The 25,984-nt window shown below is 69.2% G+C and carries 26 protein-coding genes; 18 read left to right on the plus strand and 8 right to left on the minus strand.

The features are described from left to right. Positions 1 to 16: 16 nt before the first annotated feature. Positions 17 to 715 (plus strand): helix-turn-helix transcriptional regulator, encoded by a 699-nt coding sequence (locus WFH23_RS03090; RefSeq protein WP_336661538.1) that lies wholly within the window; start codon positions 17 to 19, stop codon positions 713 to 715. Positions 716 to 744: 29 nt separating this feature from the next. Here WFH23_RS03090 and WFH23_RS03095 read toward each other — a convergent pair whose 3' ends face one another. Then, on the minus strand, positions 745 to 1,101 hold the full coding sequence (locus WFH23_RS03095) for a VOC family protein (RefSeq protein WP_090148082.1): 357 nt from the start codon (positions 1,099 to 1,101) through the stop codon (positions 745 to 747). A gap of 111 nt (positions 1,102 to 1,212) precedes the next feature. Between WFH23_RS03095 and WFH23_RS03100 the strand changes: the two genes are divergently transcribed. The 4 genes from WFH23_RS03100 to WFH23_RS03115 all read left to right on the plus strand — a co-directional run bounded on the left by WFH23_RS03100 (position 1,213) and on the right by WFH23_RS03115 (position 6,503). After that, positions 1,213 to 2,043 carry a DNA-methyltransferase gene (locus WFH23_RS03100; protein ID WP_200331004.1) on the plus strand — a complete coding sequence of 277 codons (831 nt, stop codon included), beginning with the start codon at positions 1,213 to 1,215 and terminating at the stop codon, positions 2,041 to 2,043. After that, positions 2,040 to 3,581, plus strand: coding sequence for a MocR-like pyridoxine biosynthesis transcription factor PdxR (gene pdxR, locus WFH23_RS03105; RefSeq protein WP_336661539.1), 1,542 nt, complete (start codon positions 2,040 to 2,042; stop codon positions 3,579 to 3,581). Before WFH23_RS03100 ends, pdxR begins: the two co-directional genes overlap by 4 nt. Positions 3,582 to 3,818: 237 nt before the next feature. After that, positions 3,819 to 4,808: an agmatinase gene (gene speB / locus WFH23_RS03110; RefSeq protein ID WP_336661540.1), complete on the plus strand. Its 990-nt coding sequence runs from the start codon at positions 3,819 to 3,821 to the stop codon at positions 4,806 to 4,808. A gap of 204 nt (positions 4,809 to 5,012) precedes the next feature. Next, entirely contained in the window at positions 5,013 to 6,503 is a 1,491-nt protein-coding gene (locus WFH23_RS03115) for an APC family permease (RefSeq protein WP_200329373.1), read from the plus strand. Between the two features lie 48 nt (positions 6,504 to 6,551). On the opposite strand, the gene WFH23_RS03120 is transcribed toward WFH23_RS03115, so the two are convergent. Next, positions 6,552 to 7,649 carry a LacI family DNA-binding transcriptional regulator gene (locus tag WFH23_RS03120; RefSeq protein ID WP_336661541.1) on the minus strand — a complete coding sequence of 366 codons (1,098 nt, stop codon included), beginning with the start codon at positions 7,647 to 7,649 and terminating at the stop codon, positions 6,552 to 6,554. 109 nt (positions 7,650 to 7,758) lie between these two features. Here WFH23_RS03120 and WFH23_RS03125 point away from each other — a divergent pair, with 109 nt between their 5' ends. Next, positions 7,759 to 8,469, plus strand: a complete 711-nt coding sequence (locus WFH23_RS03125) for an iron dependent repressor, metal binding and dimerization domain protein (RefSeq protein WP_200329369.1) — start codon at positions 7,759 to 7,761, stop codon at positions 8,467 to 8,469. Here the strand turns inward: WFH23_RS03125 and WFH23_RS03130 are convergent. Together WFH23_RS03130 and WFH23_RS03135 are read right to left on the minus strand one after the other, a co-directional pair. Next, the gene (locus WFH23_RS03130; RefSeq protein ID WP_090148087.1) at positions 8,444 to 8,836 is read right to left on the minus strand and encodes a DMT family transporter; all 393 of its coding nucleotides are present in this window, start codon (positions 8,834 to 8,836) and stop codon (positions 8,444 to 8,446) included. The genes WFH23_RS03125 and WFH23_RS03130 overlap by 26 nt on opposite strands. Position 8,837: 1 nt before the next feature. Continuing rightward, a complete protein-coding gene (locus WFH23_RS03135; RefSeq protein WP_090148089.1) occupies positions 8,838 to 9,158 on the minus strand; it encodes a DMT family transporter in 321 nt (106 codons plus the stop codon). 238 nt (positions 9,159 to 9,396) lie between these two features. Between WFH23_RS03135 and WFH23_RS03140 the strand changes: the two genes are divergently transcribed. Together WFH23_RS03140 and WFH23_RS03145 are read left to right on the plus strand one after the other, a co-directional pair. Continuing rightward, positions 9,397 to 10,062, plus strand: a complete 666-nt coding sequence (locus tag WFH23_RS03140; RefSeq protein WP_336661542.1) for an asparagine synthase — start codon at positions 9,397 to 9,399, stop codon at positions 10,060 to 10,062. A 101-nt stretch (positions 10,063 to 10,163) separates the two neighbouring features. Continuing rightward, positions 10,164 to 11,750, plus strand: coding sequence for an HNH endonuclease signature motif containing protein (locus WFH23_RS03145; protein WP_336661543.1), 1,587 nt, complete (start codon positions 10,164 to 10,166; stop codon positions 11,748 to 11,750). Between the two features lie 149 nt (positions 11,751 to 11,899). Here the strand turns inward: WFH23_RS03145 and WFH23_RS03150 are convergent, their stop codons facing one another. After that, positions 11,900 to 12,235 (minus strand): GNAT family N-acetyltransferase, encoded by a 336-nt coding sequence (locus WFH23_RS03150; protein ID WP_200329361.1) that lies wholly within the window; start codon positions 12,233 to 12,235, stop codon positions 11,900 to 11,902. Between the two features lie 58 nt (positions 12,236 to 12,293). Here WFH23_RS03150 and WFH23_RS03155 point away from each other — a divergent pair, with 58 nt between their 5' ends. The 7 genes from WFH23_RS03155 (at position 12,294) to WFH23_RS03185 (ending at position 20,115) form a co-directional block, all read left to right on the plus strand. Next, complete coding sequence (locus WFH23_RS03155) at positions 12,294 to 12,863, plus strand: hypothetical protein (protein ID WP_336661544.1); 570 nt, start codon at positions 12,294 to 12,296, stop codon at positions 12,861 to 12,863. Beyond that, on the plus strand, positions 12,860 to 14,521 hold the full coding sequence (locus tag WFH23_RS03160) for an adenosylhomocysteinase (protein WP_336661545.1): 1,662 nt from the start codon (positions 12,860 to 12,862) through the stop codon (positions 14,519 to 14,521). Before WFH23_RS03155 ends, WFH23_RS03160 begins: the two co-directional genes overlap by 4 nt. A 10-nt stretch (positions 14,522 to 14,531) precedes the next feature. Further along, positions 14,532 to 15,842 (plus strand): amidohydrolase family protein, encoded by a 1,311-nt coding sequence (locus tag WFH23_RS03165; protein ID WP_090148101.1) that lies wholly within the window; start codon positions 14,532 to 14,534, stop codon positions 15,840 to 15,842. Between the two features lie 135 nt (positions 15,843 to 15,977). Then, positions 15,978 to 16,814 carry an ABC transporter substrate-binding protein gene (locus WFH23_RS03170; protein ID WP_336661546.1) on the plus strand — a complete coding sequence of 279 codons (837 nt, stop codon included), beginning with the start codon at positions 15,978 to 15,980 and terminating at the stop codon, positions 16,812 to 16,814. 7 nt (positions 16,815 to 16,821) lie between these two features. Continuing rightward, the gene (locus WFH23_RS03175; protein WP_090148106.1) at positions 16,822 to 17,709 is read left to right on the plus strand and encodes an ABC transporter permease subunit; all 888 of its coding nucleotides are present in this window, start codon (positions 16,822 to 16,824) and stop codon (positions 17,707 to 17,709) included. After that, on the plus strand, positions 17,706 to 18,473 hold the full coding sequence (locus WFH23_RS03180) for an amino acid ABC transporter ATP-binding protein (RefSeq protein WP_090148109.1): 768 nt from the start codon (positions 17,706 to 17,708) through the stop codon (positions 18,471 to 18,473). Before WFH23_RS03175 ends, WFH23_RS03180 begins: the two co-directional genes overlap by 4 nt. A 172-nt stretch (positions 18,474 to 18,645) precedes the next feature. After that, positions 18,646 to 20,115 (plus strand): MDR family MFS transporter, encoded by a 1,470-nt coding sequence (locus tag WFH23_RS03185; protein ID WP_336661547.1) that lies wholly within the window; start codon positions 18,646 to 18,648, stop codon positions 20,113 to 20,115. 83 nt (positions 20,116 to 20,198) lie between these two features. On the opposite strand, the gene WFH23_RS03190 is transcribed toward WFH23_RS03185, so the two are convergent. Further along, positions 20,199 to 21,113: a LysR substrate-binding domain-containing protein gene (locus WFH23_RS03190; RefSeq protein WP_090148111.1), complete on the minus strand. Its 915-nt coding sequence runs from the start codon at positions 21,111 to 21,113 to the stop codon at positions 20,199 to 20,201. A 123-nt stretch (positions 21,114 to 21,236) separates the two neighbouring features. On the opposite strand from WFH23_RS03190, the gene WFH23_RS03195 reads away from it, so the two are divergent. Beyond that, on the plus strand, positions 21,237 to 22,844 hold the full coding sequence (locus WFH23_RS03195) for an aminotransferase class I/II-fold pyridoxal phosphate-dependent enzyme (RefSeq protein WP_336661548.1): 1,608 nt from the start codon (positions 21,237 to 21,239) through the stop codon (positions 22,842 to 22,844). 88 nt (positions 22,845 to 22,932) lie between these two features. On the opposite strand, the gene WFH23_RS03200 is transcribed toward WFH23_RS03195, so the two are convergent. Then, positions 22,933 to 23,157 (minus strand): hypothetical protein, encoded by a 225-nt coding sequence (locus WFH23_RS03200; RefSeq protein ID WP_090148117.1) that lies wholly within the window; start codon positions 23,155 to 23,157, stop codon positions 22,933 to 22,935. A 132-nt stretch (positions 23,158 to 23,289) separates the two neighbouring features. Between WFH23_RS03200 and WFH23_RS03205 the strand changes: the two genes are divergently transcribed. Both WFH23_RS03205 and WFH23_RS03210 read left to right on the plus strand, forming a co-directional pair. Next, positions 23,290 to 24,978: a DUF885 domain-containing protein gene (locus tag WFH23_RS03205; RefSeq protein WP_336661549.1), complete on the plus strand. Its 1,689-nt coding sequence runs from the start codon at positions 23,290 to 23,292 to the stop codon at positions 24,976 to 24,978. Continuing rightward, complete coding sequence (locus WFH23_RS03210; RefSeq protein ID WP_141653217.1) at positions 24,975 to 25,361, plus strand: YchJ family metal-binding protein; 387 nt, start codon at positions 24,975 to 24,977, stop codon at positions 25,359 to 25,361. Before WFH23_RS03205 ends, WFH23_RS03210 begins: the two co-directional genes overlap by 4 nt. Before the next feature lie 46 nt (positions 25,362 to 25,407). On the opposite strand, the gene WFH23_RS03215 is transcribed toward WFH23_RS03210, so the two are convergent. Beyond that, positions 25,408 to 25,977, minus strand: a complete 570-nt coding sequence (locus tag WFH23_RS03215; RefSeq protein ID WP_200329345.1) for a hypothetical protein — start codon at positions 25,975 to 25,977, stop codon at positions 25,408 to 25,410. Between the last annotated feature and the right edge of the window lie 7 nt (positions 25,978 to 25,984).

Genomic DNA, 25,984 nt, shown 5'->3' on the forward strand with positions numbered 1-25,984 from the left:
TGAACCTAGCGCAATCGTGAAGCGAGCAGAGCGACTGCACGCCCTCTCCGAATCATTGCGGCGCGGCGGATCCCGAGGGTGCACGGCCGAGCGGCTGGCGCGGGAGTTCCAGATCTCCGTGCGCACCGTGAAGCGAGATCTCGCAGCACTCGAGCGCAGCGGCGCCCCGATCTGGTCCCGGCCAGGCCCGGGCGGAGGCTACGGGTGGGCTGCGGCGGCCTCCCTTCCGCCGGTCATGCTCTCCCCGGCGCAGGCCGTGGCGCTCCACGCCGCGGTGTCGGCGGCACCCGACGCGCCCTACGCCGATCTCGCGGCCGCCGGGATGCAGAAGATCCTCGACGTCCTCGATCCGCGGACCCGGGTGAGGGTCGACGAACTCGCACACCGGGTGTGGGTCGACACGCCGACGGCGGGGTCCCGTGCCATCACCTCAGCACTCGAGGCGGCGATGACCGATCAGCGCGTGCTCAGGATCACGTACGTGTCAGGCGACGGCGTCACCACAACCCGCGACGTCGAACCAGTGCTCTTCGCGTCGACGAACGGACGCTGGTACCTGGTGGGATGGTGTCGTCTGCGCGACGCCGTGCGCTGGTTCGCCGTGACTCGCATCGAGCGCGCCAGCGTGACCGGAGAGAACTGCACGGGGCACTCGGTAGCGGAGGTCGGCACCCCTCCGGCGGCGGCGAGGCCGGTGCACCGGCCTCGTGGATGAACCCCGCACGCCTCCCCGCCTCGGCAGGGCTAGTGGGGGTCGCCGATGCAGAACTCGTTGCCGTCGGGATCCGAGAACGTATCCCATGCGAGCCCGGCCTCGCCGCGGCGCCCGAGGTGCGTCGCTCCCGCCTCCACCCACTCATCGACGAGGGAAGCACGGTCGACCGAAGAGTCGATGTCGAAATCCAAGTGCAAGCGGTTCTTCCCCGCGCCCGGGTCGTCGACCTTCTGGAAGCCGAGTGCGGCGGGCAGCTGCGGCGCCCGCACGATGCAGAACCACCCGTCGGCCTCGTGCACGATCTCGCCGCCGAGGCGCTCCGCCCACCAGCCCGCGAGCGTGCGCGGATCCGTCGTATCCATCGTGATCATGCTCAAACCGATCATGCCCGCCCCGTTCGTCGTCGTACGCCGCCTCCCACGCTACGGCGTTCCGCCGAAGGCCGGTAGCCTGAGACGGTGAGTGACCCCTGGAACGCGACCGGGCCGAGTCGAGTGATGCAGGGCGACAATCTGCCGATCCTGCGCTCACTGCCGACCGCGGCCTTCGCCGTCGCCTACCTCGATCCGCCGTTCAACACGGGGCGATCCCGACAGGCCGAGCGCGTCCGGGGCACCCGTGTCGCGGGTCCGCTCGAGGCCGCTGCGGGCGACCGGCTGGGGTTCCGCGGACAGGGGTACCGCGTGACGCGCGAGACGACGCTCAGCTACGACGATCGATTCGCCGACTACTGGGACTTCCTCGAACCGCGTCTCGAGGAGGCCTGGCGCCTCCTCTCGCCCGACGGCCTGCTCTATCTGCATCTCGACTACCGAGAAGTGCACTATGCGAAGGTGCTGCTCGACGCGCTCTTCGGGCCGGAGTGCTTCATCAACGAGATCATCTGGGCCTACGATTACGGAGCGCGGTCGAAACGGCGGTGGCCGGCCAAGCACGACAACATCCTCGTCTACGCGAAGCACCCGGACTGGTACTACTTCGACGCCGATGCGGTGGATCGCGAACCGTACATGGCTCCGGGCCTCGTGACAGCGGAGAAGGCCGCTCTCGGCAAGCTTCCGACCGACACCTGGTGGCACACCATCGTGTCGCCGACCGGGGGAGAGCGCACGGGATACCCGACCCAGAAGCCCGTCGGGATCCTGCGCCGCATCATCCAGGCGTCCACGCGGCCAGGCGACTGGGTGCTCGACCCCTTCGCGGGCAGCGGCACCACCGGGGATGCGGCGGCGCGACTCGAGCGCAAGTTCCTCCTCATCGACGAGAACCCGGAGGCCCTCGACGTCATGCGCGGGCGACTCAGCGCCACGGGGGCGGTGTTCGCGTGAGCGCGAAGACACCCGCCAGCGCCCCGGGGGAGCCGAACGGCTTCGCTCGGAACCGGGCCGCGAGCGGTCTGCCGGTGCAGATCGACCGCGCCTCCAACCTCCCACTGCCGGTGCAGATCGCCAGCGCACTCCGCGAGGCGATCGACGCCGCACTGGTGCGCCCGGGGGAGGCCGTGCCAGCGACGCGAGAACTGAGCCGGCGTCTCGGCGTCGCGCGAGGCGTGGTCGTCGCGGCGTACGAGCAGCTCATCGCGGAGGGCTACCTGTCGCCGTCCCAGGGGCGGGGCACGCTCGTGCATCCGGACCTGGCGCGTACCCAGACCGAGACCGAGGATCGCGCGAGTCGCAGCGACCGCAACGCGGCCCGCCAGGCAGAGGCCGGCACGCGGATGATGCCGGCGGACGCGCCCGTCGGCGCTGAACGCCCCGCCCCCCTCGCCCCGGGCGCCCCGATCACCGACGGCGTCGTCGGCTCGGCGTGGCGGGCCGCATGGCGCACCGCCGCAGCCGACGTGGCGGTGGTTGAAGTGGTCGCACCGCCGCTCGGGGACCCGGCTCTGCGCGGCGAGATCGCGGAGCACCTGCGACGCATGCGCGGTACCTCCCGCTCGGCGGCGGACGTGCTCGTCACCGCCGGAACGCGCGACGGGCTCTGGCTGCTGCTCACGGCGCTCGGCGCGACGCGCGGGCGAACCCTCGTCGTTGGCGTCGAGGATCCGGGTCTGCCGTCTCTGCGCGGGGCCGCTTCCCGGGCGGGCGCGACCATCGTCGCACTCCCCGCCGACGGTCTCGGGCTCGATACGGGTCGGCTTCCCGACGGGATGCTCGACGCGGTCATCGTGACGCCGAGCCATCAATACCCTCTGGGAGGTTCGCTGCCGCTCGCCCGCCGACGCGCCCTTCTCGCCTGGGCCAGGCGCAACGGGGTCGTGATCATCGAGGACGACTTCGACTCGGAGCTGCGATACACCGGCACACCGCTGCCCACGCTTGCGGCCCTCGACGACCCGGAGAACGGCGTCGTCGTGCTGCTCGGAACCTTCTCGCGCACGATCACGCCCGCGCTCTCCGCCGGATACCTCCTCGCCCCGGCGGGGTTGCGGGCGCTCATCGAGCCGGTGCGGCGCGACCTCGGCGGAACGGTGTCGACCGTCGTGCAGTCGGCGCTCACCGCCTATCTCGCGAGCGGTGAGCTTCGACGCCATACCGCTCGGATGCTGCGTCGGTACGCTGCTCGCCGCGATCTCGTCTCCGAGCGACTTGCAGGAGCACGCGCCGCGCGCGTACGGCCCATGGACGGCGGACTGCATGCAGTGATCGAGTTCGCGGGCGAGCCCGAGCGCGCTCGCCGCCGGGAGGCAGCCGTGGTCGCGCACCCCGCGGTGGACGCACTCGGTGTTCAGGCCCTCGGGCGGTACTGGCAGCGGGCAGGTTCCGGCACCGGCACGGCGGGCCTCGTGATCGGTGTCGGCGGTGACGATGATGCCGCATTCGATGCGGCACTCGTGCAGCTCCGGGCGATCCTCGACGAGGTGTGACGAGCGGGCATCACGACGGTGCCCCGCCCCGACAGGCGCTCTCGCGTTGCGACCCGCGCTCATGCGCTGAGACGCACTCGCGCGCTGAGACGAGCTGCCGCGGATGTCTGGACATCGGTGCGATGCAGCGGGTACGATTGCCGAAGCGTTTCGGCAGCGTAGTCGTTATTACCAGGCAGCTTCCTAAACGTTTCGACACTATGACGCGCGGTCCGCCGCGGGAGGGAAGTAGAAATCATGACTGAAACGGCGACGGGATCCTTCGACGAGACCATGTGGAACGGCCTGCTGCACGGCGGGCTCGGCGGAACGTTCATGGGGGTGCCGAAGGTGGAGCTCGACCGGGAGGCGATCTGTGCATCCGGCGCGAAAGCGGTCGTCTACGGCTTCCCCTTCGACGCGACGACGATCAGCCGCAGCGGTGCCAATTACGGCCCGCGCGCCATTCGCGAGACGTCGGTGCAGTTCACCAACTTCCAAGCCACGTTCGACTTCGACCTGTTCGCGCACCTGCCGCTCGTCGACGGGGGCGATTGCCACGTCGCACTCGGGAACACGCCGAAGACGTTCGAGCGCGTCGAAGCCGACATCGCAGAGATCGTGGCGGCGGGCGCGATCCCGGTCGTCTTCGGCGGAGATCATTCCGTGAGCATCCCCGTCGGAAAGGCCGCCAAGCGGGAGGGGACGAACCCCGGGTGGGTGCAGTTCGACACCCATCTCGATGCCGCACCGAATGTGGGAGGGGAGGAGCTCAATCACTGCTGCACCATCACGAGGGCCGTCGACAACGGCTACGACCCGGCAAAGATGGTGCTCGTCGGCATCAGCGGCTGGATGAACCCGAAGACCGAGCTCAAGTACTGCCGGGACCACGGCATTCGCGTCATCTGGCTCGAGGACATCTGGGAGCGCGGCACGGCATGGGCCGTTGAGCAGATCCTCGAACGCGTCGGCGAGGAGGGGTTCTACCTCACGTTCGACGTCGACGCACTCGACGCGGCATTCGCGCCGGGCACGTGCGCTCCCACCCCGGGCGGAATGACCATGCGCGAGGCGATCGAGATCGTGCGAGGCATCTCGCCCGCCGGCCTCATCGGGGTGGACATCGCGGAGCCCGCGCCGTCGCTCGACCACTCGACGCGGACCCAGCTCGTCGCGGGCCGCATCGCACTGGAGGCCCTCGCGTCGCACGCCGGAGCGCCTCGCACACCGGTCTACGTGGGCTGAACCAACGGTTCGATCTCGCTCGCCCGGGTCGCCGCCGATCCGGGCGGGCGGGCGACGCACGGTGCAGGCGCACGACTCGGATGCCGTTCTCGCCGTTCGCGCCGAGCAGGGCAGGGGCACCGGCGGGTGGCCCGCAGCACTTCCCCGACGGTTCGCGCCAATGACGGCGCGAACCGCCGCCGTACACGAAGCAAAGGAGTTTCCATGACCACGGCGCCACCGGTGATGAAGAGAGAATTCACCATGTTTTCCGCGCTCTCAGTCGCGTTCGCGTTCGTTTCGCCGATCGTCGCGCTGTACAGCGTTCTCGGCGTCGGCCTCGCCAGTTCTGGCCCCGCCTTCATCTGGGGCGGACTCATCCTCTACATCGGTCAGCTGATCGTCGTCCTCGCGCTGGGGGTGCTGGCATCGAAGTGGGCCGACTCCGGCGGCATCTATCAGTGGTCGCGTCGACTGCTCGGCCATCGATACGGCTGGTTCGCCTCCTGGACGTACATCTGCACGTTGCTCATCACCCTGCCAGCAGTGGCGTACGCGGGAGCCGTGCTCATCCCGCCGATCTTCGACATCCCGGCCGCAGGCCACCAGGTGGTCACCTGGCTCGCGATCGGCATCCTCGCCTTCTCGACGATGGTGAATCTGGCGGGGCGGGTGTTCATCAAGATTCTCATGATCGCGGTCATCGCCGCCGAGGCCGTCGGCTCCGTCGGCGTGGCGATCTGGCTCCTGTTCTTCGAGCGCCATCAGACGCTCGAGTACCTCTCCCCGGCATCGCTCGCCGATTACAGCGGCGTGTTCTTCTCAGCGCCGCTGGTGATGGCGATCGCCTTCTCCAGCTACTTCGCGATCGGCTTCGAGAGCGCGAGCTCGATCGCCGAGGAGGTGCAGCGCCCCAAGCGCGCCGTGCCGCGCGCGATGGTCGCCTCGTTCTTCGCCATCATGATCATCGTGCTCCTCAGCACGCTCGCGTTCACGCTCGCCGTTCCGAGCGACGCGTTCCTGCAGGACCCGGAGAACGCTGCGGATCCGGCCGTGGCGATCATCGCAGCATCATTCCCCGCACCGATTTTCCGCGGAATCCTGGCGCTGTTCGTGATCGCCTTCGCGGCGAGCCTCATGACGATCCAGATCACCGTCTCGCGCATCGTCTGGGCGACGGCGCGCAACGGGGAGCTCCCGTTCGCGCGCACCCTGACGAGGCTGTCGGGAGAGACGGGCCTGCCGCGCACCGCCGTTCTCATCACCGCCGTGATCGCAGCGCTGCTGTTCCTGCCGTTCCAGAGCGAGGGCATTCAGATGGCGCTCATCTCGTTCTCGTCGGTCGGCTTCTTCATCTCCTTCCTCTTCCCGATACTGGGGTGGGCGATCGCACGCGCTCGCGGCACCTGGAGGGACGAACCCGGTCTCTTCCTCGGCCGGGCCGGCCGCGTCGTCGGGTGGCTCGCACTCGTGTGGCTGCTGTTCCAGATCGTGAACGTCGCGTGGCCTCGAGAATCGGGAGCCGGGTGGGCGACCGACTGGTCGACGGTGATCGGCGTCGCCGTGGTCGGTGTGCTCGGCGTGGCGATCGAGGCCTGGGTGCACCGCAAGCGTCTGCACGCGGCCAGCACCGGATCCACGATCGTCGTGTTCGAGCGCGATGAATCCGAGGACGATCGCGAGGACTTCGCTCCCGCGCGAACCGCACGCAGGTGAACCGGCGCGGGTGCTGGCGCCGCACGCGCCGCACCCGCGTCGCCCGTGTCAGTCGGCGAGGGTCGATTCCCGCACATTCAGGGAGATCGGCACGACCTCGCGGCGCCGCTCGCCGTGACCATCGAGTGCGCCGATGAGCAGTTCGACCGCGATCTCTCCGAGCTGCACGGGATGCAGATCGAGCGCGGTGATCGACTTCTGCAGCCCGTAGTCGAGATACCGGCTGTCGGCGAGGCTGACGATCTGCAGATCGCCCGGCACATCGAGGTCGAGCGCCAGCGCCGCCCGCTCCGTCGCGTGCGCGAGGGTGTCGAGCGTGGTCAGCACGGCGTCGAACTCGCGGTCGGTGCGAGCGAGCGCCGCGTGGATCACCGGCTCCGCCTCGTCGACGCGCGGGCCGGGGGAGCGCAAGATGATGGGTGCGGCGCCGGTGGCGCTGCACCAGTCGAGGTACGAGGAGAGCTCATCGCGCACGTATGAAGAAGCGGTCTCGCTGAGAAAGAGCGCGACCCGGGCCGGCCGGTCGTTGCCGATATGCGCGAGCGCCGATGTCGTGCCGGTGAAGAAATCGTTGTCGACCCAACTGAGATCGCCCGAGTTGCGGCCGACGGTCACGCAGGGCAGGCCGCTGCGCACCGCCTCGGCGATGAGCGGATCGTCATCGCTCGGGTCGACCACGATGAGGCCGTCCGCCGCAGAGAGGAAATCCCGGGACGAGGTCTGCGTGGGGAGCATCGACAGCAGGAAGCCACGCTGGAAGGCCTGCAGGCTCGCACCGTTCAGCACTCGGAAGTAGTACTCGATGTCCCATTCCGGCTGGAGACCGGAGCCCTCCTCCGTGAGCGGCTGGGGCGACACCGCGAGCACGAGGGAACCCGTGCGACCCGCATTGAGGTTCTTGGCGAGCCGGTTGGCGGTGTATCCCACACGCTCAGCGACATCGATGACGTTCTGCCTCGTCGCTGCCGCGACGCGGCCCTTGCCGTTCAACGCCTCGGAGGCGGTCGCCACCGATACGCCGGCTTCTCTCGCGACGTCCTTGATGGTGATGCGGCGGGGTTTCATCTGGCCTCGGTCTCGGGTGCGGTGCATCGCTCCGGTTGCTGGTGTCTCGTGCACGTCCAGCGTATGGTTCGCGCCGGACACGCGCCAAATCGATTCGGCAGGTGCTCACCGCGGGGTCGGAGGCCCACGAGACACCTGCACGCTCCGCGGCGAGCGCTGGCAACGAGGTGCGGGCGGTTATCCTGGGCTGGTGAGTGTCGATGATCTGTCTCCGAGCGTGCAGAATTACCTCAAGGTGATCTGGGGGCTGCAGGAGTGGTCCGACGCCCCCGTGTCGAACTCCGCGATCGCCGAGTCCGCTGGAGTGCGGCTCTCCACCGTCTCCGATGCCCTTCGCAAGCTCTCAGACCTCGAACTCATCGGCCACGTCCGCTACGGCACCGTCACGCTCACCGATCTCGGTCGAGGCCATGCCGTCGCGATGATTCGGCGGCATCGCCTCCTCGAGACGTTTCTCGTGCGTCACCTCGAATACGAGTGGGACGAGGTGCACGACGAAGCCGACCGCCTCGAGCACGCCGTTTCCGACGAGTTCATCGATCGCATGGATCGCGTGCTCGGGTATCCGACGCGCGACCCCCACGGTGATCCGATACCGAGCGCGACCGGTGCCGTGCATCGGCCCGACGCGATGCAGTTGCTTGCGGCCCCCGCGCCGAGTCGTGCGCGCGTCGAGCGCATCTCCGACGCCGACAACGGCATGCTGCAGTTCTTCGCAGCTCGGGGCGTCGTCGTCGATGCGGTGCTGCACGTGCTGCCGGGCGAGCCCTACTCCGAGACGGTCACGGTGCGCGTCGGCGACGACGCTACGGCCGCGGGTGGTTCCGTGAGTCTGGGACCATCCGCGGCGGCAGCGGTCTGGGTGTCGCTCGAGGCTACGCCGGATCCTTCACGAACTTGAGCCCGATGACGCACCCGATGATCCCGGCGAGGAACACCAGCTTGAGCACGGAGGGCGCCTCGGTGCCGAGCAGCAGGGACGCGCCGACGGTGAGCGCCGCCCCGAGCCCCGTCCAGATGGCGTAGGCGGTACTCACGGGGATGCCGCGCATCGCGTAGCCCAAGCCGACCATGCTCAGCGGGTTGGCGACGAAGAACACGATCGTCGGTACGACCTCGGTGAACCCGCGGGAATCGTGCAGTGCGAGCGCCCAGACGGATTCGAGGATCGCGCTCGCCAGCAGCACGATCCAGTGCGCTCGTCGAGCGACCTTCGGGGCGCGCGCAGGGGCCTCGCGACGTGAAGCGGTGCGGATCGCGCGTACCATCTCAGCTCACCGCCTTCAGGCCGACGACGCAGGCGATGAGCCCGGCGAGCAGCACCACGCGGATGAGGCTCGCCCGGTCGGCGCCGGTGAGCATCGCCCAGGCCGCGGTGAGTACCGCGCCGATTCCCACCCACACCGCGTACGCGGTGCCGACCGGGATCTCGAGCATGCCGTAGGCCAGGCCCGCCATGCTGGCGACGTAGCTCACCACGAACAGCGCGGTCGGCCAGAAGCGGCGGAATCCTCTCGAAGCGTCGAGTGCGGTCGCCCACACGGCTTCGAGCATTCCACTCAGAATCAGCAGTATCCATGCCAGTGACATGAGTTCGGTCTTTCTGGCAGTCGTCGTTATGCGGGTACTGCTCCCTCGTCCGCACCCCTGCCCTCGGGGTCGTCTTCAGTGTCGCACGATCCGAGCGCGGAAGTGCCCAGGCGCTGCTCAGGTCGCCCGATGAGCCAGCGAGAGTGGTTCACCACGCGCTGGGGAGAAGCCAGATCGGTGCGAAGCCCCGTCATAGGCGATAATGGTGGGGTGCCCGTCAGGGCCCGAGAGGAGTGCGGTGTTCGGCTGGCTGAAGAAGCGCAAGCGGGGATCAGCGCGCCCACCACGGCGACTGCCTCGACGCGTGCTCGCGCCGGTCGAGGAGATCACGGAGCAGGGACTGCTCGTCGCCGACGTCGCGGTGCGCATGACGGTGAAGAACGCGATCATCATGAATGCGCTGAAACGGCATGTCGACTACGACGCTGATCAGATCATCGACATGGTCCGCGAGACGACGATCGATCTCGCCGAGGAGCGGGAGCGCGACGCGAAGCACATCTCTCGGATGCGCGGAGAGATCCGCGACACGGGCCGGAGCTCGTGGAGCGAATCCGATTACGGCAACGATGACAACCGTACGCTGCGCCACCGCCAGGAAGTCTACGAGAAGGTCGCCGAAGAGCTGCGCAATCGCGCCGCAGATGACGCGTACCTGACCGCTGCTGCTGAGCGCGCACGCGAGATGGCCTGGGATGAGATCGGCACCTCGCTCGCCGATCGGGCCGAGCACCCGTACTACAGCGGCGGCAACAACGACGAGTACCGCGAGGAGCGCGAGGCGCGGATCCAGCAGCTCATCGAGAAGGACCTGACTGCTCTGGTGCAGCAGCGCACCGAGGCGCCGGCCAAGGTGCGCAAGTTCAAGCGCAAGGACAAGGACCGGGACGCGCCGGAGTCCTGACTCCGACCTCGGATCCTCGCACCAATGCCGGTTCTCTGATGGCTGCGTCGGCTCGGCTCGTTCGGGTCATGAATGTCGGTGGGTGCGAGTTGACTGGGGGCATGGTCTCCTTCTCGTTCGGATCCGGCCCGGCGCCTGAGCCGGCGCAGGTGCGTGCGCCGGAGCAGGCGCCTACGTCGGAGGCTTCTGCGTCGGAGGCTCTGCTGGCTCGGGTGCCGGTGCCGGAGGAGGTTCCCGATTCGCTCACCCTCGATCAGGTCGTGAACTTGATCGAGCAGTTGGAGTACCGGCAGCGCGGGCTCGACGCCATCCGCACCGATCTGCTCTCGGCCGCGGTCCAGATGGCGACTGCCGATGCCGGGTCGGGTGAGCGGGAGCTCGCGTACCGGTCGCTGCGGGCAGAGCTCGCAACGGTGCTGGGCGCGAGCGAGCGTGTCGCGGAGTCCCAGTTGGATGCGGCGTGGTCGTTGCGCACGAGGTTCGCGATCACGCACGAGGTGCTCTCGGTGGGGGAGATCTCGGCCGCGCACGCCCGGGTCATCGTCGACGCGGGGCAGCGCATCGGGGCGGGGTCGTCTCCGGAGTGCGTGGCCCGGCGGGAGGCGTATCAGCGCGAGGTGCTCTCGTTCGCGCGCCAAGAGTCCGTGAACCGTTTGCGGCCGATCGCGCGCAGGATCGCCGAGCAGTACGCTGTGGAGTCTCTCGATGAGCGGCACCGTGAAGAGGTGCGAAGGCGTCGGGTGGTGGTGCAGGAGCGCGAGGACGGGATGTCGGATTTGTGGGCGTATCTGCCCACAGTGGAGGCGTACGCGATTCACGACCGGTTGACGCGGATCGCGCGCGAGGTCGAACGCGCCGAAACCGCTGCGGGTGACGGAAGCGCTGCGGGCGACGAAACCGCCGCTGGTGATGAAAATGCCGCGGGTGACGGAAGCGCCGCGGGCGGGGTAGAGGGTTCTGGGGCGCGGCGTGCACGGGATGAGATCCGGGCGGATGTGTTCACAGAGCTGCTGCTCGGTGCCGAGCCGAGCGCGGTGGCATGCTCGAGGGATGAGGCGGTGCGTGCCCGGGTGCAGGTGGTCGTCCCGGTCACCGCCCTGGAGCCCGAGGCGGGTGGTGTCACCGCCGAGCGCAGTGCTGCCGGGGGACGCGCTGACATGGGTCGCGCTGGCATGGGTCGTGCTGATGGGGGCCTGGTTCCGGTGGCGGAGCTTTCCGGGGCGGGCCCGATCGCGGTGAGTGCCGCGCGGAGCATCGCCGCAGCGACTGCGCTGTGGGAGCGGGTCGTGGTCGATGCGGAGTCGGGGGCGGTGCTGCAGGTCGACCGGTATCGTCCGAGCGAGCAGATGCGGCGCCTGCTCGCGGCCCGGGATCAGCACTGCCGGTTCCCGGGGTGCCGCGTGCCGCTCTCGCGGTGCGATCTCGACCACACCATCGATGCCGCTCGCGGCGGTGCGACCTCGACGGTGAATCTCGCGCACTTGTGTCGGGGGCATCACGTGCTCAAGCACCACACGGAGTGGAAGGTGCGGCAGAAGGGTGGCGGGGATCTGCTCTGGACGAGTCCGACGGGCCGCACCCATGTGGACCGGCCACCGAGCCGGGTGAGGTTCGCGGAGACCGGGCCACCGGGCCCGGGCCGCGTCGCCGCGCGCAGCAGTCCTGACGTTGGGTGGCACCCATTCTGACCGCCGCACCGAGACACGCACTGCCGTGCGTGTTGCGGCTGTGGGGCCGGAGCCGCGGAATCGCAGCGTATCGTCGCAGGATTCGTGCCTCCTCTGCGCCGCTCACGCTGAGACGCGCAGAGACGCGAAGAGGAGCGCAGAGGCTCCAGCTACGACTCCTCTGACGTCCCGAGCAGCTCGGGGTGGCGCTGCAGGTAGCCGTCGATGAACGAGCAGGACGCCTCCACCCGGCGCTGGCCGACCGCCTCACCCGTGACGGCGCGGTTCGCCAGGAGACCGGAGAGGCCCGTCCCGCGCAGCTCAGGGACCACGACGGTGTGGTCGAAATCGATGACGTCGTCGCCCCGCAGGGTGTAGTGGGCTTCGCCGACGACGCGCCCGCCGTCTGGTCCGCTCGCTGTGATCGCGTAGCGACTGCGCTCGGGCTCGTGCGTGATGGTGAATCCGTCGGCAGCCGCCTGCGCTTCATTCAGATATCTGGCCATGCCGCCACCCTATCCCGCAACGGGCGGAACCTGGAGGGGGCGCCGGTATTCTCAGAGGATGCGTACCGCCCGCCGTTCCCTGACCCTGCTCGGCCTCGCCGCGCTCGTGCTCGGAGTGAGCGGGTGCGCTCCGGAGCCGCCGCCAGAGCCGGAAACCCTCACCCCGACGCGCGCCGCCACCGTCTACCTCGAGGCCGTATGCCCGGTGAACGAGGCCTGGGACGAGGCCGACGTCGAGCTCGACCGGCTCAGGCTCGCCGAAGCGCGCGGAGAATCGGCCAGCACCGCCGCCTTCGCCGCATCGATGACGGAAGTGGCGAAGCGGAGCGGCACCGCGGCGACGTCGCTCACCTCAGAGGAGCGGACCTGGCCCGACGCGGCGCGCGATCCGGTGGCCGCGGTCGCGGAAACGCTTGCGGCGGATCAGGCGCAGGCGAAACGCGTCGCCGCGCTCCCGGCCGCGCAGGCGGTCGATTACCGCTGGGAGGGCGTGGACGACATCGGGGCCGCCGCGTCGGAGGCCCGTGCGGCGCTCGACCTGCCGGCCGACGCCGATGCCGCGTGCGCGGCATGGCGGGAGAGCGACGACGATGCCGGCACCGCGGAAGACGGAGGAGCAACGCGATGACACCCGACGATCTGCCGAACGCATCCAAGGTGACTCTGGCGGTCGAACGCGCGATCCGGCTGGCCGCGCGATCCGGAAACCGCCTCATCGCGGCGTCGACGGCGTCCGTCGACCTCGATCCAGGTCCGGTTCGGACCGCCCTCGTGACGGCGCTGCGCGCGATGGGAGCCCGGCTGCGGCCCATCGGTGACGAGGTGGAGTTCAGCTTCGTCGAGAGCGTCACGGGCGACCTCGACAGTGCTCTCCGCAGTGCTCTCGGCACGGTGCCCCAGCCGGGAGCCGGGTTGCCGACACTCGTCGTGGGCTTGGACGGTTCGGTGCGATCACCGAGGGGCGGAAGCGCGGCGTCTCGCATCGCCTGGGCCGCGGCGGGAATGCCGACCACCGCCCGGCTTGCGGAGCACCTCGTCGCCGGTGGATCGCACGCGGGCGTGCGCGTCGCTGTGAGCCTCGTGCTCGAACCGAAAACCGCGGCCTTCGCCAGAGTGCTGGCCGACGCCGGCTGCGCCGTGGCGGTGTTCAGCGCGGTCTCAGAGACGGATCCGACCGTTGCGGAGGAGCTCGCCCGCGACGAGCGCATCTCGGTATTCGCACCCCGCACCGCCGACCGGGAGCAATCCGCGGAATCGTTGGACGCCGAGCACGCGGCCGGGATCCTCGACTGGGGGCCGGAGTTCCTGATCGACGACGGTGCCCATCTCATCCGTCTCGCGCACAGCGAGCGCACGGCGGCTCTGGCGCGGCTGCGAGGCGCGGCGGAAGAGACCACGAGCGGCGTGCGTCCCGTGCATGAGATGGAGGCGCTCGGCGACTTGCGCATTCCGGTGATCGCCGTCAACGACGCCCGCACGAAGACAGGTTTCGACAATCTGGTGGGCACCGGGCAATCGTGCGTGTTCGCGATCGCGGACGTGCTCGACGACGCCCGCGATCGGCGTCCGTACGGGGGAATCGCCGGAACCCGCTGGGCCGTGCTCGGTTATGGTCCCGTAGGCCAGGGGGTCGCCCGATTCGCCGCTGCGCTGGGAGCCGACGTCGTCGTCGTGGAGCGGGATCCGGTGCGCGCGCTCGCCGCCCTGCACGACGGCTACGAAGCGGCGACGCGCGCGACCGCGCTTCCCGAGGCCGACGTCGTGGTGAGTGCGACGGGCGTCTGGCACACCCTGGATGCGGCAGCGATCTCGACGCTGCGCGACGGCGCGGTGGTCGCGGTCGCCGGCGGTATCGATGACGAGATCGCGCTCGACGAGATGCGCGATGCCGGCTGGCGTGAGCGACTCATCGCGCCGAGCGCAACGGCATGGACCGCTCCGGCAGCCCCCGGCGCCCCGACGGTGCTTGTGCTCGCCGGCGGCGGCGGCATCAACTACACGGCGGGGGAGGGCAACCCCATTGAAGTGATGGATCTCTCATTCGCCACGCAGCTCGCAGCGCTGGCCAGGCTGATCGAGACCCCCCAGGAGCCGGGAGTGCACCGCCTCTCCGAGACCGACGAGCGTCGTGTCGCCGCTGCAGCTCTCGCGGCGCTGCAGGGCGAGGTCGACCCGTCGCCCGGAACGACGCGTGCAGGGGGAGCCGCCCAGCCCTGGACCGTGCACCGGTACCGCGCACGGGGCCCGGAGCCGGGCGCGGCGAGCGCTGAGGCGCCGAAGCCCTAGACTCTTGCGAGTGAACCCCGAAGCCCCCGTCGTCGTCTACAGCGCCGCACTCGTGTTCCCCGTCACCAGCCCGCGCATCGTCGACGGCGCGGTCGCGGTGCAGGGCGAGCACATTCTGCACGTCGGCGACCGCCGGTGGGTGCTCGACGTGCTCGGCGAACGCGGCGCGGAGTTCCGCGAGGAGCACTGGGACGGGGTGCTCGTGCCCGGACTCGTCAACGCGCACACGCACTTGCAGTACACCGGCATGCGCGAGGTCGCAGCGCGCAACTACACCGGGTTCGATCACTGGGGCGACGCGTTCGACGCGGTCTACGCACGCGAGTCCCACGACTGGAAGGCCGCCGCCGCCGAGGGCACGCAGCTGTCGCTGGAGGCCGGCGTCACCGCGGCGGCGGACGTGGTGACCGATCGGGAGGCGCTCAGCGCGCTGCACGATGCCGGGATGCACGGCATCGCCTACTGGGAGGTGTACGGCGCCAGCAATACCGACTGGACCCCGGAGGCGAAGGCGGCGGTGCGCGAGCAGATCCGGCAGATCCCGACGCCGCCCGGCGCCGGCGTATCTCCGCATGCTCCCTACTCCCTCGAGGTCCAGCCGCTGCTCGAGCTCCCCGACATCGTGCGGGAAGAGGGGCTGCGCCTGCACATCCACCTTGCGGAAGCGCACATGGAGCGCGAGTTCGACGGCATCGACGGCTACGTCGGAGCCGGCCCGGGGGGCCACGGAGCCTGGCCGGAGCTCGGCGCCGACAGTTTCCGCGCGCTCCGCTCGCACGGAATCGGCGTCTCGTCGACGCAGTTCGTCGATCACCTGGGGGTGCTCGGACCGGATTGCCATATCGCTCACGGCGTCTACGTGAGCGCTGAGGATCGCGCCCTGCTCCGCGCCCGCGGCACGAGCGTCGCGCTCTGCCCTCGATCGAATGAGGTCATCGGGCTCGACATGCCTCCTGTCGCCGCCTACCTCCGGGAGGGCAACGCGATCGCGGTGGGCACGGACTCGCTGTCATCGTCTCCCTCGCTCGACCTGCTCGCAGATGTGGCCAAGCTCTATCGCGTCGCGCGGGACCAGGGATACCGCGGCGACGACCTGCACCAGCGTCTTCTGGGGGCCGCGACGCTCGGCGGAGCGACAGCGCTGGGATTGCACGTCGGCAAGCGGCGGATCGGTCAACTCGGAGTCGGCGCGATGGCCGATCTCGCGTTCTTCGATCTGCCGGTGCACGATCCGGATGCGTCTCTGGCAGAGCTCGTCGAGGCTGGAGCCGGTCGTGCCCGGCGCACGGTGGTCGGCGGCGTCGAGAAGTTCCGGCGCTGACATCGAGCCATCCGCTCGCAGCACGCGGATGTCGCCCGATGACGTGCGGCGAATCGGCACTCGCAATGTCTCATATAATGAACGTCGTTCGACGGTGCACGACCCTGCGCCCTCGCCTCGAAGCCAAGGAGTCTCATGTCCCGTTCATCTCGTCTTGCCGCGGCGGTCGCCATTGGTGCCGCAGCGGTCTTCGCGCTCTCGGCGTGCACGAGCGGCGGGAGCGGCGCTGGCGACGACGCCGGAGCCGCCCCGGTCTCCGAGGGCAAGCTCACCATTGCGACCGGCGAACCGGCCTACGCCCCGTGGGTCATCGACGACGCACCGGAGAGCGGTGACGGTTTCGAGGCTGCAGTCGCCTACGCCGTCGCTGAGGAGCTGGGCTTCGCGAAGGACGACGTGGAATGGGTGCGCACCAGCTTCGACGCCGCGATCGCCCCGGGGCCGAAGGACTTCGACCTCAACATCCAGCAGTTCTCGGTGAGCGAGGAGCGCGCGCGCGCGGTCGACTTCTCGACTCCGTACTACGAGACGACGCAGGCGGTCGTCGCCGCCGGCGGCACCGACGCGGCGAAGGCAACGAGCGTAGCCGACCTGAAGGATGCCCGGTTGGGCGTCGCGTCGGGTACGACCTCGCTCACCGTCGCCGAAGACGTGATCGCGCCGAATGAAGATCTGCAGGTCTTCAACAGTGTCGACGACGCGGTCGCCGCGTTGCAGAACGGCACCATCGACGCCCTCGTCACGGATCTGCCCGGCGCCTTCTACGTGCGCGACGCCCAGCTCGACGATGGAGTGATCGTGGGTCAGCTCGACTCGGCCGAGGGAGGCGACGAATTCGCGTTCGTGCTGCCGAAGGACTCGTCGATGACCGAAGACGTCTCCGCCGCGGTCGACACCCTTCGTGAGAACGGCACGCTCGACGATCTCGCCGCCGAGTGGATCGCCGATCAGGGCGCACCGGTCCTGAAGTAGCCCCGACGTGACCCACGCCCCTCTTCCCGCGAAGACGCAACGCTCCGAACCGGAATTCGTCCCTAGCGCCATCGAGCTCGAGCGGCGCGGGTACCGGCACGCCCGGAAGCGCCGGTCGGTCCTGGTCAGCATCGCGAGCACCCTGGTGTTCGCGGGCGTCTTCGCTCTGGTGCTCGTCAACAGCCCGGGCTGGGACGCGGTGCGGGAGACGTTCTTCGACCCGGCTATCGCGGTCGAGGCGTTCCCTCGCGTCATCAAGGGCCTCTGGCTCAACATCCAGGTGCTCTTCGTCGCCGCGATCGGGGTCGCGATTCTCGGCACCCTGCTCGCCATCGCCCGGACGCTCAAGGGGCCGGTCTTCACGCCGCTGCGCCTGGTCGCGGCCGGGTACACGGACCTGTTCCGAGGCATCCCGGTACTGCTCGTGCTCTACCTCGTCGGGTTCGGCATCCCGGGTCTCGAACTCACGGGGCGCCTCCCTGCGCAGTTCTGGGGCACGGTCGCGCTGATCCTCTGCTACTCGGCCTACGTCTCGGAAGTGCTGCGCGCCGGGATCGACGCCGTGCACCCGTCGCAGCGGCTCGCAGCGCGTTCGCTCGGGCTCAGCCACGCGAAGACGCTCCGGCTCGTCGTGATGCCGCAGGCGGTGCGCAAGGTGACCCCCGCGCTCATGAATGACTTCGTGTCGATGCAGAAGGATGTCGGCCTGATCTCGGTGCTCGGCGCAGTCGATGCGATCCGCGCCGCTCAGATCGAGGTCGCGTCGAGTTACAACTTCACGCCCTACGTGCTCGCCGGCCTGCTCTTCGTGTTGCTCTCGCTGCCCTTCATCCGGTTGACGGACTGGCTGACCGCTCGGGCGCAGCGGCGCGAGCAGATCGGGGGAGTCGTATGAGCGCGCAGGATCGCGGGAACCGTGCCGTGCTCGAGGTGCAGGGCGTGCACAAGCGCTTCGGTGATCAGCACGTGCTGCGGGGCATCGACCTCACCGTGCATCAGCACGAGGCGGTGGTGCTGATCGGAGCGTCCGGTTCCGGGAAATCGACCCTGCTGAAGACCGTCAACCTGCTGGAGCAGGTCGACGACGGACGCATCGTGCTCGCCGGCGACGACATCACGGACCCACGGGCGGACGTCGACGCGGTGCGCGCCAGAATCGGCGTCGTCTTCCAGCACTACAACCTCTTCCCGCACATGACGGTGCTCGCGAACGTCGTCCTCGCCATGCGCAAAGTCTTCGGCACGTCGCGAGCCGAAGCCGAGCGGCGCGGCCTCGAGCTGCTCGCGCGCATCGGGCTCGGAGACAAGGCAGGGGAGTACCCGGACCGGCTCTCCGGCGGCCAGCAGCAGCGCGTCGCGATCGTGCGCGCGATCGCGACGAACCCCGAGCTGCTGCTGCTCGACGAGATCACGAGCGCGCTCGATCCGCAGCTCGTGGGAGAGGTGCTCGACCTCGTCAGCGAGTTGAAGGCCGCCGGCTCCACCATCGTGATGGCGACGCACGAGATGTCGTTCGCGCGTCGAGTGGCCGACCGGGTCGTGTATCTCAAGGACGGCGTGATCATCGAATCGGGCACGCCCGAGCAGATCTTCGAGCACCCGCAGCGGCCGGAGACGCGTGAATTCCTCGCGCGACTGAGTGATCCGTTCACGGCGTAGACCTGCCGGCCGCGCTCGCCACGGGTCAGGCGTGCTCAGCGGAACGGGAAAACACTGCTCGAACCGGGAATGGATCGGGGGAGATCTTCGTTAGACTGTGAGGTCTGCCTACGAGGAGCTGCGCGAGCTCCTGGCCCGGGGCAGCGTCCGTCTTCTCGAGGAGTCTTCACTCTTGACATCCGATACCGCATCCATTCGGCTGCCGAAATCCGCCGATGAGCCGATCGATCCCGCAGGCATGCGGGTGATCTGGCTGCTGCTCGTCGCCGCATTCGTCGCCATTCTCAACGAGACGACGATGGCGATCGCCATTCCCGAACTCAATCAGACGCTGGGCATTCCGCCCGAGCTCGGCCAGTGGCTGACCAGCGCCTTCATGCTCACGATGGCTGTCGTGATTCCCACGACCGGGTTCCTGCTCCAGCGCTTCACCACCCGTCAGGTCTTCCTCGCGGCCATCGGAACGTTCGTGCTCGGCACGGCGATCTGCCTCGTAGCGCCCGGATTCCCCGCGTTGCTCGCCGGTCGAGTGGTGCAGGCAGCCGGTACCGGCATCATGATGCCGCTCCTCATGACCACGGTCATGAACGTCGTTCCGGCACGCTCGCGCGGACGCATGATGGGGCGCGTCGGCCTCGTCATCAGCCTCGCGCCCGCGCTCGGCCCGACCCTGTCGGGCGTCGTGCTCGACACCCTCGGCTGGCGGTGGCTCTTCGGCATCATCCTGCCGATCGCGGTCGTCGCGCTGCTGCTGGGAGCGAAGTGGATGACGAACCTCGGCGAAACGATGCACGCGCCGATCGACGTGCTCTCCATCGTGCTCTCCGCGCTAGCATTCGGAGGGATCGTGTTCGGCCTCAGTCAACTCGGTGGCCATGGCGCGACGGGCGGGCTGCCGCCTGCGCTGGTCATCGGGATCGGCGTGCTCTTCCTGGCGATCTTCGTGTGGCGTCAGCTGATGCTGCAGAAGAAGAACGACGCGCTGCTCGACCTGCGCGTGTTCGCGTCGCGCAACTACGTCATCGCGGTCGTCATCATGGCGATCATCTCGCTGGCGATGTTCGGCACCTTCTCGCTGCTGCCGCTGTATCTGCAGAACGTCGCAGGGCTCGACCCGACCGCCGCCGGCCTCGTGCTGCTGCCGGGATCCGTGCTCATGGGAGTGCTCGGCCCGATCATGGGCCGGGTCTACGACGCCCGCGGCCCGCGTACCCTGCTGATTCCCGGCACCATTCTGATTGCGGGAGCGATGTTCGTGTACTCGACCGTCGGCACCCACACTCCGATGTGGTTCCTCATGCTCGTGCAGATCGCGATGTCGCTCGGACTCGCCGGGTCGTTCACGCCGCTGTTCTCAGCGTCGCTCGGCTCCCTGGACCGGTCGCTCTACTCTCACGGCTCTGCGGTGCTGAACACGCTCCAGCAGGTCGGCGGCGCCGCGGGCACCGCCGTACTGATCTCGATCTACTCGAGCGCGCTGCACACGGGCGAAGCCCAGGGCCTCTCAGTCGCAGATGCGGGAGCGCCGGGGGCGAACGTGGCGTTCTTCACGGCAGCGTGCATCGCACTCGTGCCGGTCGCGCTGTCGTTCTTCATCAACAAACCGGTCGAAGACGACGCTCCGGCGCACGTCGGGCACTGAGGCGGCGGCAAGCCACCCGTCCCCGGGGAGGAGCGTGCGGCGGTCGTGCGGAGCGAGAGCTCCGGCGGCCGCCGCGCGTCGGTTCACCCGAGCGCGCTGATCGATCGGCGAACCGCCTCAGCGAGTTGACGCACGGCCGCTGAGGGGCCGCCGGGCCCGGCCGGCGCGGCGAGCAGGAGCTCGCGCGCGAACATCGGGTCGTCGATCGGCCGCAGTACGACGCCCTCCGGCGGGTTGAAGCTCACGAGGCTGGGAACGAGGGCGACCGCCATGCCAGCAGCGATGAGGCCGAGCACCACCGAGTAGTCATCGGTGCGGATTGCGACGTTCATCTGGATCCCCTCCGACTCGAACACCTCGCGCACCAGGTCGTCGAGCGTGTCGCCCGGCGTGGAGCCCATGACCCAGCTGTCGCCCGAGAGCGCGAGCAGGCTGCGGCGGTCGAACGATGATCGGTCGGACGCGGGATGCGACGCCGGCAGTGCGAGCAGCATGGGGTCGGTGAACAGGTGCGTGGTGTGCACTTCCGCCCTGAACGGCAGCCGGTATCCGCCCGCCGCATAGACGAGCGCCGCATCGAGTGTGTGCTGGTTCACCCGTGTGATGAGCGGTGCCAGCTCCTCGAGCGTTGCGTCGAGCTCGATGCCGAGCTCGGCGACGCGAGATGCGATGCCGGGCAGCAGCCGAGACGCGGCAGTGGGAAACGTACCGAAGCGCAGGCGGATCTTCCCGAGCTGCGCGAGGTCGCGCACGTCGGTGAGTGCGCGGTCTGCCAGACTCAGCATCTCGTCCCCGCGCTCGAGCATGAGGTGGCCGGCCGTCGTGAGCTTGCTGCCCCGCGTGCTCCGCGTCGTGAGGTCGGTGCCGACGAGCCGGTCGAGGTTGCGCAGGTGATAGTCGACGGTGGGCTGACTCCATCCGAGCCGTTTGGCGGCACGCGCCACCGAACCCTCCGATGCGACCGCGCTGAGCGCTTGCAGTTGACGGAAATCGATCACCCGGCACCTCGAATCCTCTGGAACGCACCGGGTGTCGTGCCCGGCCTCGATCCATACAGTCTATGACTCCCGGGAGTCGAATGCGGGTTTCTCGCCGCGGACGCGAGCGGCCAGTCTGGAGGAATGCTGGATCAGGATTCGCGAGTCGACCCCCGTCATTCTCCGCTGGGCAACGAGTCGCCGAGCGCGATCGTGTCGGGCGGCGCCGCTGCAGCGCTCGGCGCCACGAATCGCGGGCGGGATATTCCCGACGTGCAGCGGACTGCACCCTACGCGGACGCGTTGCGCCGGTTCGCGGATGAGCGGCCGATGTCGCTCATGGTGCCGGGACACGGCACGGGCGCGGAGCGGGGATCGGAACACCTCTTTGCACTCCTGGGCGAACGCGCAGCGGCCGTCGACATCCCGCTGATGCTGGACGGGATCGACCTCGGAGAGAACTCCCCGCTCGCTCAGGCGCAGCAGCTGGCGGCGGGCGCGTGGGGCGCGCGTCGCACCTGGTTCCTGACGAACGGGGCCTCGCAGGCGAACCGTACAGCGGCGATCGCCGTACGGGGACTCGGAGATCGCGTGCTCGTGCAGCGCAGCATGCATTCGAGTTTCACCGATGGCGTGCTGCTCTCCGGCCTCGTCCCGGCGTTCGTGCAACCCGGGATCGACGCGCACCACGGTATTGCGCACGGCTTGACTCCGTCCGCACTCGACGCTGCCCTGACGCGCGAAGCGGAGGCTGGTCGCAGGGTCTCGAGCGTCTACGTGGTGTCACCCAGCTACTTCGGCTCCACGGCCGATGTGGCCGGGCTAGCGGACGTCGCCCACGCCCACGACGCAGCACTCATCGTCGATGGTGCCTGGGGCGCGCACTTCGGGTTCCACCCCGGCCTTCCCGAGTCGCCGGCCCGTCTCGGTGCCGATCTCGTGGTCTCGAGCACCCACAAGCTCGCCGGTTCGCTCACGCAGTCGGCGATGCTCCATCTCGGCCACGGTCCGTTCGCGGATCGGCTCGAATCGCTCGTCGAGCGGGCGTATTCCATGACCGCATCCACGTCGATGAGCAGCATCCTCATGGGGTCTCTCGACGAGGCGAGACGAGCGCTCGTGCTCGGGGAAGCCCGAATCGGCGACGCCCTCGCGGCCGCGGACGAGATGCGCGAGCGTCTGCGCGGCGACCACCGGTTCGGCATCATCAGCGACGGGTTCGGAGCCTACCCGGACATCATCGCGACGGACCGACTGCGCGTGCCGATCGATGTCTCCGCGCTCGGCCGGAGCGGGCACTGGGTTCGGGCGCGCCTGAGCGAGCAGCACGGGATCTTCGTCGAGATGTCGACCGCGACGAGCATCGTCGCGGTGATCGGAGCGCTGACCACTCCAGACGTCGATCGCGTGCTCATCGCTCTCGATGAGGTCGCCGGCGCGGCGCTCGCGGATCCCGACCCGATGGGGGTCGCCGAGCCGTTCCCCGAGCTTCCCGCCCCGGGTGCGCTCCGCGCGCTGCCGAGAGACGCCTATTTCGGCGACAGCGAAGTCGTCGCTGCAGCTGCAGCAGTCGGACGCGTCTCCGCGGACACCCTCGCCGCCTACCCTCCCGGCATTCCGAACCTGCTGCCGGGAGAGGAGGTCACGGCGGAGACCGTCGCGTTCCTGCGCGCCGTCGCCGCGTCCCCGACGGGGTACGTGCGCGGAGCCGTCGACGCGGAGGTGTCCGGCATCCGCGTCGTGCGGTCGTGAACGTCGCGCGTCGCGCAAGCTGAGACGCCGAAGGGCGGCGATCCCGCTGAGGACCGCCGCCCTTCGGCGACTACGGCTGGGTCGCCGCTTACTTCTTCTCGAAGAGATCGCCCACGAGCTTCGAGCTGACCAGCACGATGAGCAGCAGGACGATGCCAACGGCTGCGATCCCCGCGATGTTCACGGGATCTCCGGCACTCGACAGCATCGAGTCGGTGCTGTCGCCGCCGCCGCTCGCGAACGCGGGAGCAGCGAAGAAGACCGAAGCGAGCGCGACAGTCACGGCGGTGGCGATGCGGGTGCGGATCTTCACGAATACTCCTCAAGCGTGCGGGCGCGCGGCTGCGCGGCGAATGCAACCAGTCTAGCGTGAGGGCCGGACGGGTTCGCGCCCGACCGCCGCGTCGTACGGAATAAGCGGAGGGTGACGCTCTAGCGTAGAAGCATGACTGAACAACGCGAGCAGACCGCGATCGACCGCATCGCCGAGGGGTGGGTCGACATCCTCGTCGAGCACGACCCGACGGTCGGCACGTACATCGGCCGGCCGGGCGATGGTCTGCCCGATCTCTCCCCGGCCGGGCACGACGCCCTGGCAGCCGACCAGCGCCGCGCACTGGCAGAACTCGTCGCCGTCGCCCCTGCCGATGCCGTCGACGCCGTGACCCGCGCCGACCTCGAGGCCGAGCTGCGGTTGGCGCTGACGCAGCACGACGCCGGCGAGCACCTCCGCGACCTCAACGTCATCGCGTCGCCGTCGCAGAACATTCGAGACGTCTTCGATCTCATGCCGACCGAGTCCGAGGCCGACTGGTCGCACGTCGCCAGCCGCCTGCGCGAGGTGCCAGCGGCGCTCGCGGGATACCGCGAAGCGCTCGCGGACGGCGTGCGTCAGGGTCTCGTGCCGGCGGTTCGCCAGGTCGAGGAGGTCGCTGCGCAGGCACGACGCACGGCGGGGACTCCTGAGGACCTCGGCTTCTTCGGCCGACTCGCAGGGTCGTCGGCCACGCCCGCGGAATCGGCGATCGAACTCGCAGCGGCGGCGGCGGGCGCAGCGAGCGCGTATGCGGAACTCGCAGACTTCCTCGAGCGGGAGGTCGCACCGCACGCACCCGAGAACGACGCATTCGGTCGTGACCGGTACGAGCTCGCCTCGGAGGCGTTCCTCGGGGCGAAGATCGACCTCGATGAGACGTATGCGTGGGGTCTCGATGAACTCGCTCGAATGGTCTCCGAGCAGGAGCGAGCCGCCGCCGAGATCGTCGGCGGGGTGCCGAGGCCTGGCATCGTTGCCGAAGCCATTGCGAAACTGGATCGAGACGCGTCTCGCAAGCTCCACGGAACGGCCGCTCTGCAGCGGTGGATGCAGGAGACCAGCGACCGCGCCGTTGCCGAACTCGCCGGTACGCAATTCGAGGTTCCCGACGAGATCCGCACCCTCGAATGCCGCATCGCGCCCACGCAGGAGGGCGGCATCTACTACACGGGGCCGAGCGACGATTTCTCGCGCCCGGGCCGCATGTGGTGGTCTGTGCCGGTGGGGGTCACCGAATTCGACACCTGGCGCGAATTGACGACGGTGTACCACGAGGGCGTACCCGGCCATCATCTGCAGATCGGCCAGGCGGTCGTCAATCGCGGCTCCCTCAACGAGTGGCGCCGCCAACTCGCCGGTACCTCCGGGCACGCCGAGGGATGGGCGCTGTACGCCGAGCGGCTCATGGAGCAGCTGGGCTACCTCGATGACCCCGCGGATCGCCTCGGCATGCTGGACGGTCAGCGCATGCGTGCGGCGCGTGTCGTGCTCGACATCGGGGTGCATCTCGGCAAGCGGCGCCCGGATGGGGGCACATGGGATGGCGAGTACGCCTTCGGGTTCCTCGCCGACAACGTGAACATGAACGACGGTTTCGTGCGCTTCGAAGTGCTGCGCTACCTCGGATGGGCCGGTCAGGCGCCGTCGTACAAGGTGGGGCAACGGATCTGGGAGCGCCTGCGCGACGAAGCCGCCGCTCGCGCGTCGACCGCTGGTGAGACCTTCGACATCCGCGCCTTCCACCGCGACGCCCTCGCGCTCGGCGGCGTACGGCTGGACACGCTCGAGCGGGCGCTGCGGGGCGGGCTCGGCGGGTGACGGCGCAGCCCTGCCCGTGCGGCCGAGGGGTCGACTTCGCCGAATGCTGCGCACCGCTGCTCGCGGGCGACCGCGTGCCGACCGCGGAACGGCTGATGCGTTCGCGATACAGCGCCTTCGCGGTCGGAGACGCGCAGTACCTGCTCACGACGTGGGACCCGTCGACCCGACCGGCGTCGCTGGATCTCGATGACGATACGGTCTGGCAACGGCTGTTCGTCGAGCACACGACGGGCGGCGGACCCTTCGACGACACCGGTCTGGTGACGTACACGGCGGTCGCGCGCGGGCCCGAGGGGCGGATCGAACTGCGGGAACGCAGCCGGTTCCGCCGATCCGGTCCGGATCACCGCTGGGTCTACGTGGATGGCGACATGCTGTAACGCACCAGGACGCCGTGGTTCGTGCGCGGTGTCGGGGGGTGCGGCATCACTCGATGTAGACGTCCAGATGGTTGCCGACCGTACCGCGGTCGTAGATCTTGCCCTGGTACCCGAACGGCGTTTCGAACACGGTCCCCTTGGGGGCGTCGCCGGCGAGCACGATGTAGCCGTCGGCGTCGCTCACGTATCCGCCCTCGTTGACGTGACGACCGGGAATCGCGAGACCCGACCCCGGGAGCACCTTCTGGCTGTAGAAGGTGAAGCGGTACCCGCCCCAGTTGATCACTCCGCTGAAGAGGAACTGCTCCAGGGTGAACAGCGCCGATCGCTCGGCCTTCTCGGCCGTTCCGCGCTTCTCCTGAGCTGCCGGCGCGGTCTCCGACACCGGTACGTCCACGCCGACGGCCGGGGTCTCGCTCACCCCGACTGTCGAATCGAGCGACTGCCCGTGCTCCTGGGCGGCCGAGCCGGGCGCCCCGGCGTCGGCGAACGCCGCCGTCATCGAGAACGGGGCGAGGGCGGTCGTGCCCAGCAGCAGCGCCGCGGTCATCGTCGCGCCTGCGGAGCGAGTGAGGGTGCGCCGCGCATCGCCCGAGTGCGCCGAACCGGAAGCCATGGGCACA

Source organism: Leucobacter sp. USHLN154 (assembly GCF_037145595.1).
Classification (GTDB): domain Bacteria; phylum Actinomycetota; class Actinomycetes; order Actinomycetales; family Microbacteriaceae; genus Leucobacter; species Leucobacter alluvii.

Coding starts and splice junctions, on each gene's coding strand:
- WFH23_RS03215 (WP_200329345.1), bottom strand. CDS start 25,977: ATGGCTTCCGGTTCGGCGCACTCGGGCGATGCGCGGCGCACCCTCACT.
- WFH23_RS03195 (WP_336661548.1), top strand. CDS start 21,237: ATGCTGGATCAGGATTCGCGAGTCGACCCCCGTCATTCTCCGCTGGGC.
- WFH23_RS03115 (WP_200329373.1), top strand. CDS start 5,013: ATGACCACGGCGCCACCGGTGATGAAGAGAGAATTCACCATGTTTTCC.
- WFH23_RS03130 (WP_090148087.1), bottom strand. CDS start 8,836: ATGGTACGCGCGATCCGCACCGCTTCACGTCGCGAGGCCCCTGCGCGC.
- WFH23_RS03160 (WP_336661545.1), top strand. CDS start 12,860: ATGACACCCGACGATCTGCCGAACGCATCCAAGGTGACTCTGGCGGTC.
- WFH23_RS03100 (WP_200331004.1), top strand. CDS start 1,213: ATGCAGGGCGACAATCTGCCGATCCTGCGCTCACTGCCGACCGCGGCC.
- WFH23_RS03145 (WP_336661543.1), top strand. CDS start 10,164: ATGGTCTCCTTCTCGTTCGGATCCGGCCCGGCGCCTGAGCCGGCGCAG.
- WFH23_RS03180 (WP_090148109.1), top strand. CDS start 17,706: ATGAGCGCGCAGGATCGCGGGAACCGTGCCGTGCTCGAGGTGCAGGGC.
- WFH23_RS03150 (WP_200329361.1), bottom strand. CDS start 12,235: ATGGCCAGATATCTGAATGAAGCGCAGGCGGCTGCCGACGGATTCACC.
- WFH23_RS03095 (WP_090148082.1), bottom strand. CDS start 1,101: ATGATCGGTTTGAGCATGATCACGATGGATACGACGGATCCGCGCACG.
- WFH23_RS03155 (WP_336661544.1), top strand. CDS start 12,294: ATGCGTACCGCCCGCCGTTCCCTGACCCTGCTCGGCCTCGCCGCGCTC.
- WFH23_RS03170 (WP_336661546.1), top strand. CDS start 15,978: ATGTCCCGTTCATCTCGTCTTGCCGCGGCGGTCGCCATTGGTGCCGCA.
- WFH23_RS03135 (WP_090148089.1), bottom strand. CDS start 9,158: ATGTCACTGGCATGGATACTGCTGATTCTGAGTGGAATGCTCGAAGCC.
- WFH23_RS03205 (WP_336661549.1), top strand. CDS start 23,290: ATGACTGAACAACGCGAGCAGACCGCGATCGACCGCATCGCCGAGGGG.
- speB (WP_336661540.1), top strand. CDS start 3,819: ATGACTGAAACGGCGACGGGATCCTTCGACGAGACCATGTGGAACGGC.